Source organism: Pseudomonas sp. 2VD (assembly GCF_005503585.1).
GTDB classification, from domain to species: domain Bacteria; phylum Pseudomonadota; class Gammaproteobacteria; order Pseudomonadales; family Pseudomonadaceae; genus Pseudomonas; species Pseudomonas aeruginosa.
Genome location: NZ_SCND01000323.1, coordinates 1 through 6,834 on the forward strand (window position 1 = coordinate 1; position 6,834 = coordinate 6,834).

Annotated in this window: 6 protein-coding genes; 1 reads left to right on the forward strand and 5 read right to left on the reverse strand. The window is 65.5% G+C overall.

Going from position 1 to position 6,834, the window contains the following annotated elements:
- A partial coding sequence (locus tag FFS27_RS25760; protein WP_137952286.1) for a response regulator occupies positions 1-551 on the reverse strand: 551 nt, incomplete at its 3' end.
- Positions 552-827: 276 nt separating this feature from the next.
- Between FFS27_RS25760 and FFS27_RS25765 the strand changes: the two genes are divergently transcribed.
- The gene (locus tag FFS27_RS25765; RefSeq protein ID WP_021264815.1) at positions 828-1,223 is read left to right on the forward strand and encodes a DUF4280 domain-containing protein; all 396 of its coding nucleotides are present in this window, start codon (positions 828-830) and stop codon (positions 1,221-1,223) included.
- 22 nt (positions 1,224-1,245) lie between these two features.
- On the opposite strand, the gene FFS27_RS25770 is transcribed toward FFS27_RS25765, so the two are convergent.
- The 4 genes from FFS27_RS25770 to tssH all read right to left on the reverse strand — a co-directional run.
- Positions 1,246-1,782 (reverse strand): toxin-antitoxin system YwqK family antitoxin, encoded by a 537-nt coding sequence (locus FFS27_RS25770; protein WP_003131532.1) that lies wholly within the window; start codon positions 1,780-1,782, stop codon positions 1,246-1,248.
- 10 nt (positions 1,783-1,792) lie between these two features.
- The gene (gene tssI, locus FFS27_RS25775; RefSeq protein ID WP_021264814.1) at positions 1,793-3,799 is read right to left on the reverse strand and encodes a type VI secretion system Vgr family protein; all 2,007 of its coding nucleotides are present in this window, start codon (positions 3,797-3,799) and stop codon (positions 1,793-1,795) included.
- Positions 3,800-4,147: 348 nt separating this feature from the next.
- Positions 4,148-4,720, reverse strand: coding sequence for a hypothetical protein (locus tag FFS27_RS25785; RefSeq protein ID WP_003122693.1), 573 nt, complete (start codon positions 4,718-4,720; stop codon positions 4,148-4,150).
- A gap of 21 nt (positions 4,721-4,741) precedes the next feature.
- Positions 4,742-6,834, reverse strand: a 2,093-nt coding sequence (tssH, locus tag FFS27_RS25790; protein ID WP_137952287.1) for a type VI secretion system ATPase TssH, incomplete at its 5' end; no start/stop codon positions are given.

Genomic DNA, 6,834 nt, shown 5'->3' on the forward strand with positions numbered 1-6,834 from the left:
GTGAACGGCGAGATCGACAGCGCGCGGCCGATTTCCTTGTTCGACAGGCCATCGGCGATCAGCCGCAGTACCGCTTGCTGCCGTGGGGTCAGGGCGTCCAGGAGGGCGCGTTGCCGACTGCCGGCGCTCGACCCGCCGCGCAGGCGCACCACCGGTTCGCCGCTGCCGAGCGTCTGCAACGCCGTGCCGATCTCCCCGGCCTCCAGGGATTTGCCGAGGTAGCCGTCGGCGCCGGCGGCCAGCACCTCGTCCACCAGGCGCGGGTCGTCGAGCATCGAGACGATGACGATTGCGCTGTGCCGATAGGCGCGGCGCAAGCGCTCGATGGACTGGGAGGCGGCGAAGCCGGGAAGCAGCAGGTCGAGGAGGAAGAGGGCGGGAGGTTCCGGCGAGACGCTCGAAGCCAGGCGCAGCACCTCGTCGAAGCTGCCCGCTTCGCTTACGGCGGCTTGCGGGAGGTAGCGGCGGACGACCCGTCTCAGGCCATCGCGGAACAGGGGATAGTCATCGGCGACGATGACCCGTGCGGGGAGGCTTCTTGTGCTAGGCATTGTCGTCCCGTCCTTGGGGGCGGCCAGGGTGCGGCAACCCCTGCATCGACCGGCCGCAGGCCGGCCGGCGAGGGCGCTGCGGGCACCGTTCGATCCGCCGAAAATCCTTTTTCGTCGATCCCTGTCGCGGGGCTCCGCCCCGCATGACAGCGGAATTCTAGCGCCGCTGACGACACGCATGTCGGGCATTCGTCAGAAAAACAGCAAGCCAGCCCCACGGCGAGCGCGATGGGCTGGTCTATCCTGCTACAACGCCATCGCGCTCGGGAGGACGGCATGGGCTGCCCGCAGGTCTGCGCCGGCGCCACCCTGCAATGCAGCTTCGGGGCGGCGCCGACGGTGCTCAACGTGTTGCCGCAGAACCGCACCCTGACCAGCGGGATGCCGGCGGCGAACATCATGGACCACATCCCGCTGCTGAACATTCCCACCTTCGGCCTCTGCCAGAGTCCGGCCAACCCCGTGGTGGCCGCCGCCACCGCCGCCACCCTCGGCGTACTGACGCCGATGCCGTGCATTCCCGCCACCGCCAGCCCGTGGATCCCCGGCGGTCCGCCGACCCTGCTGCTGGGCGGGATGCCCGCGCTGGACGCCAACGGCACGCTGATCTGCACCTGGGGCGGGGTGATCAAGATCAGCGTGCCGGGACAGGTGCAGATGCTGATTCCCTGAGCGCCGCCTGGCCGATGCGCGCCTAGGGCTCCGCCAGCCTGATCCACCACCAGCGCCAGCGCGCCATGGGTCTGCCCTCGCTGTCCAGCGGCCGGCCGTCATCGGCGAACGGCTGGGCGCCGTCCAGTAGCTGGCCGTTCAGGTAGCGTCCGTCGAAGGCCAGTTGGCCATTGCCATGGAAGCGCTGGTAGACCCCGTCGCGCACGCCGTCGCGGTAATGCTCGCGCTCGGCCACCTGGCCGTTGGCGAAATAGGTGAGCGCTTCGCCGTGGAGCAGCCCGTTGCGGTAGTGCGCCTTGCGCTGCAACCAGCCTTCCGCGGCATGGAAACTGACCGGCCCGTGCAGCTTGCCGTCGACGAAGGCGAGTTGCGCGGAGACCTTGCCGTTGGGATGGAACAGGGTGCTGGCGCCGTGCAACTGGCCCTGCCGGTAGCCGAGGCTGGCCTGCGGCCTGTCGTGCTCGTCGATGCGCAACGGACCTTCCAGGCTGCCGTCGAGCAGGTTACCAGCGAGATGGCTGTCGCCACGAACCAGGTCGAGCTTGCCGGATGCCGCCATGCGCTTCTCCTCAGTTGACCTTTACCAGGCCGCCCTTGATGGTCAGCATGCCGCCGCCGTCCACCGTCTGTTCGGCGCCGGCCTTGTTGGTCAGGCTGACGCCGGCATCGTTGGTCAGGCTGGTGCCGGCCTTGTTGGTGAGGGAGGTGCCGGCCTGGTTGGTCAGCGACGTCCCGGCCTTGCTGGTCAGCGAGGTGCCAGCCTGGGCAGTGAGGTCGGCGTCGCTCTTCAGGGTCAGGCTGCCGCCGCTCTGCAGGGCGAGGGTGCCGCTGACCTTGATGGTCAGGTTGCCGTCCACCGTCAGCTCGAAGTTGCCGCTGACCTTGTGGCTGTAGTTGCCGCCGGTGCTGTGGGTCTGGTCGGCGCCCACCGTCACCGTGCGCGTGTCCTTCACCTCCAGACTGTCGCTGCCGGTCTGGATGGTCACCGTGCGCTTGCCTTTCTCCAGGGTGACGGTCTCGTCGCCTTCCTTCACCGTGCGGGTGCGGGCGTTCTGCACCGTCAGGGTCTCGTCGTGGCCGATGCTGGCGGTGCTGTCGTTGAGCACGTTGACGTTGAGGTCCTTCTGCGCCTGGAGGAAGACTTCCTCGGCGTCCTTCTTGTCCTCGAAGCGCAGCTCGTTGAAACCGCCGCCGCCCTTCGACGAGTTGGTCTTGATCCCGGACTGCGTCTGGTTGTCCGGCAGCGCGTAGGGCAGGGCGTTGTCGCCGTTGTAGACGCAGCCGGTGACCAGCGGGCGGTCCGGGTCGCCGTCGATGAAGGTGACGATCACTTCCTGGCCGATGCGCGGCACGAACTGCATGCCGAAGCCCTTGCCGCTCCAGGGCAGCACCACGCGCACCCAGCAGGAGGAGGTCTCGTCGTTCTTGCCGTCGCGGTCCCAGGGGAACTGGATCTTGATCCGGCCGTACTGGTCGGTCCAGATCTCCTCGCCGGCCTTGCCCACCACCAGGGCGGTCTGGGTGTGCATGCGTGGCTTGGGCGTGACCCGCGCGGGGCGGTAGGCGGTGGCCTTGGGGATCGCCTCGAAGCGGTTGCGGTAGTGCGCGTGACTGGCGTCATGGGTGACCGAGGTCAGCACCCAGTCGATATTCAGCGAATCGTCGTCATGCCCGCTGAGGGTGAACCAGTGGCCGGGCACCAGCCAGCGGCAGTCGCTCTCGCCGATCAGGCGCGTCTCCTGGCTGCGCAGGCCGTCGATGCGTTGCTTGGTCAGGCTGTCGCCCTGGGCCTTGGCGGTGTAGCCGCCGGGGTGCTGGTAGACGCCGGCGGCGCCGGAAACCGCCTCGGCCTGGGAGTACAGCGAGGTGCCCGGGGTGGTGAACTCGTAGTCGGTGGCGCTGTAGGTCCCGGATACCGCCTGGAGGCTGTACTGCGCCGAACGCACGCCCTGCAACTCGCGCACGCCGATTCCTTGGCCCAGGTAGGCCACTTGCGGGCCGTTGGGAATCGGCGGGAAGGCGTCGTTGCTGTCGGCCAGCACCAGGGTGTGCTTGCCGGCGGCATGGGTGAAGAACCAGAAGATGCCGTCTTCCTCCAGCAGCCGCGAGACGAAGGCGAGGTCGCTCTCGCCGTACTGCACGCAGTATTCGCGGGGCTGGTAGCTGCCGCTGAGCTGCAACTGGTAGTCGCTGAAGCCGTGCTGGTCGAAGACCTGGGTGACGATGTCGCTGGTGGCCAGGTTCTGGAACACCCGGTTGTTGCTGGCCAGCGTCAGCCACCAGAGCCAGGGGCGCAACAGCACCTGGTAGCGCTCGGCGCTGGCATCGCCGGGGAGTTGGCGGATCTCCGCGACCAGGCCGTCGAGCGGACGCTGGTCGGCGTCGTTGTGCAGGGTGGCGGTGAGATGGGTGGCCACCGCATTGCTCAACGTCAGCGCGGTGGCGCTGTAGCCGCCGAGCGTCAGGCTGCCCAGCTCGTTCAACGCCTCGCCCCCGGAAAGCGTCTGGGGGTAAAGATCACCCAGGGTGGAGGCGCTGAGGGAGAGGGTGGTATTGGTGTCGGTGGGACGGGGCATTAGTGTGCCTTGTCATGCCAGCCCGAAGGAATGATGAATAACCTCAAGACGACCTTCATCCCGATTTTTCCATCCACGTATAGATCACCGGAAAATGATCGCTCCTCATCGGTTGGCCAAGTATTTGTCGAGGAACTCCAGCTTTTCCCAAAAGGCCATCGAATGAGTGGATGTGGATTGGTTGTCCATGTGCTGTACGTTCCAGACCAGAATTTCAGCGCCATAATGGTGACTTGGTCAGAGTTCATAAAGGGGGATGGAGGAGGCTTATTTTGTGGTTATGAAGTGTCAAAAAATAGATATCCCATTACTCGTTTCCTTTTTATTTGAGATGGCGCTAAATTATTCTTAAGGTACTCTCTGTCTTGCTTCCGAAGCTCGAAATCTTGGCGTTAGCACTACATTGCCTTGCGCATCAAAGAGTACCCCGTCTTTATGGTAATTGCCGTCGGCAAATTCTTTCGGTACCGACACCGATGAATTATAGTAATATACATCTATATTGGGGTAGCCCATGCTGTCTCGCATTTTGCTTTTGAATGAAGTAGCAAATTCCGAAAACTCACCCCCTGAGTTACATACGTAGAGCTTGACTCTTCTATGGTTTGCATTTAATCCTGCTACTTTCAGTCTTACTGACAGTTCCCCTGCCGTTAACGCCGGTATGAGCCCGTTCGCAGGAGGGGTGCTCAGGCTGAATATGTAGTCTGAGATGCCTTCGTAACCATGAGCAATCACGTACAGCGTATCGTCATTGTTTATGATATTTAATGGCTTCATGTGCTTAGTGTTGTAAAATAATAGCTTCGGTGGTTCTCTGCCGCGAGGATCCTTTGCCACTTGGGATGCCCAAAGCGTACCCATGGATAGTAGTTCGTTATTGCTTTCTTCGCTTGTGAATGGCACGAATAAATAGTTCATATAGACTCCTCAAATAGGGTCCTACTCCAACACCCACTCCGCCAACTTCCCCGTCACCTGCGCCATCAGCACGTTCTCGATATCCCGCGCGCCCGCCGCGCTGCACTTGGCGAGCACGGCCTTGACGATGGCCGGGTCGAAGTCGAACTGTTTGCCGGTAGCGGCCTTGTAGCGTTCCCGCAGTTTTTCCAGCTTGGCCACGACGATGCCTTCCAGGGTGGCTTCCTCCAGCGGCCGGTAAGGCACCACGGTCATGCGCGCGAGGAACGCCGGGCGGAAGGTTTGCAGCAGGACTTTGCGCAGGCGCTCGTCGAAGGCCGGGGTGGCGACCTGTTCGGCCGGGCTGTCCAGCAGCAGTTCGGCGCCGACGTTGCTGGTGGCGAGGATCACGGTGTTCCTGAAGTCCACCACCAGGCCGGTGCCGTCTTCCATCACGCCCTTGTCGAACACGTTGTAGAAGGCTTCCAGCACGTCCGGATGGGCTTTCTCGATCTCGTCCAGCAGCACCACCGAATAGGGCTTGCGGCGCACCGCTTCGGTGAGCACGCCGCCGCTGCCGTAGCCGACGTAGCCGGGCGGGGCGCCCTTGAGCTGGCTGACGGTGTGGGCCTCCTGGTACTCGGAGAGGTTGATGCTGATCAGGTTGCGTTCGCCGCCGTAGAGGGCGTCGGCCAGGGCGTAGGCGGTCTCGGTCTTGCCCACGCCGGTGGGGCCGGGCAGGAGGAATACGCCGACCGGCTTGGCCGGGTCGCTGAGTCCGGCGCGATAGGCCTGGATGCGCTGGGCGATGGCGCCCAGGGCGGCCTCCTGGCCCATCACCCGCTGGCCCATTCGTTGCGCCAGGGAACGGATGGCGTGGGCTTCGTCGGCGAGCATCTTGCCCACCGGGATGCCGGTCCAGCCGGCGATCACTGCGGCCACGGTACGCGAGTCCACCTGCTCGGGAACCAGCGGGTCGTCCTGGCGGATGGCTTCGAGGCCGGCCGCCAGGCGCGCCAGTTCGGCGGCCAGGTGGTCGATGCGACCGTCCAGTTCCTCGTCGGGCTTGGCCGCGTCGGCGCTTTCGCTGAGGGCCAGCAATTCGCGGCGGGTGTCGAGCAGTTCGCGCACCGCTTCGCGTTCCTCGTCCCAGCGGGTCTCCAGCTCGCGGATGGTCCGGCGGTTATCGCCCGACTCGCTTTCCAGGGCGGTGATACGCGCGCTGTGGTCGAGGCCGGTGGCCTGTTCCCGGCGCAGCCGCTGCAATTCCTCTTCCAGCGCCTGCTCGCGGTGGCGCAGGCTTTCCAGCGGCGGCGGCACGTCGTGCTGGCCGAGGGCGACCCGCGCGCAGGCGGTGTCGAGCACGCTGATCGCCTTGTCCGGTAACTGGCGGCCGGAGATGTAGCGGTGCGACAGCTTCACCGCATCGACGATGGCCGCGTCCATGATCTGCACGCCGTGATGCTGTTCCAGCTTGCCGGCGACGCCGCGCAGCATCTCCACGGCGGTGGCCTCGTCCGGCTCCTCGACCTGGACCAACTGGAAGCGCCGGGTCAGCGCCGGGTCCTTCTCGAAGTATTTCTTGTATTCCAGCCAGGTGGTGGCCGCCAGGGTGCGCAACTCGCCGCGCGCCAGGGCCGGCTTGAGCAGGTTGGCGGCGTCGCTGCCGCCTTCCGCGCCGCCGGCGCCGATCAGCGTGTGCGCCTCGTCGATGAACAGGATGATCGGCTGCGCGCTGTTGCGCACGGCGTCGATCACGCCCTTGAGGCGCTGCTCGAACTCGCCCTTCATGCTGGCGCCGGCCTGCAACAGGCCGAGGTCGAGCACCCGCAGGATCACCTCCTGCAACGACGGCGGCACCTCGCCGGCGGCGATGCGTAGGGCCAGGCCCTCGACCACCGCGGTCTTGCCGACGCCCGGCGCGCCGACCAGGATCGGGTTGTTCTGCCGCCGGCGCAGGAGGATGTCGACGCACTGGCGGATCTCCCCGTCGCGCCCGACTATGGGGTCGATGCGCCCGGCGCGGGCCTCGGCGGTGAGGTCCTGGGTGTACTGGTCGAGCAGCGGGTCCGGGGCGCTTTCCGGCTTGTCGCCGCCTGCAGCCGGGCGGTTCGGCGCGGGCGGCTGTTCGCGGG

Excerpts from the sequence above, each read along its gene's own strand:
- tssI (WP_021264814.1), bottom strand. The coding sequence starts at position 3,799 with ATGCCCCGTCCCACCGACACCAATACCACCCTCTCCCTCAGCGCCTCC.
- FFS27_RS25770 (WP_003131532.1), bottom strand. The coding sequence starts at position 1,782 with ATGGCGGCATCCGGCAAGCTCGACCTGGTTCGTGGCGACAGCCATCTC.
- FFS27_RS25785 (WP_003122693.1), bottom strand. The coding sequence starts at position 4,720 with ATGAACTATTTATTCGTGCCATTCACAAGCGAAGAAAGCAATAACGAA.
- FFS27_RS25765 (WP_021264815.1), top strand. The coding sequence starts at position 828 with ATGGGCTGCCCGCAGGTCTGCGCCGGCGCCACCCTGCAATGCAGCTTC.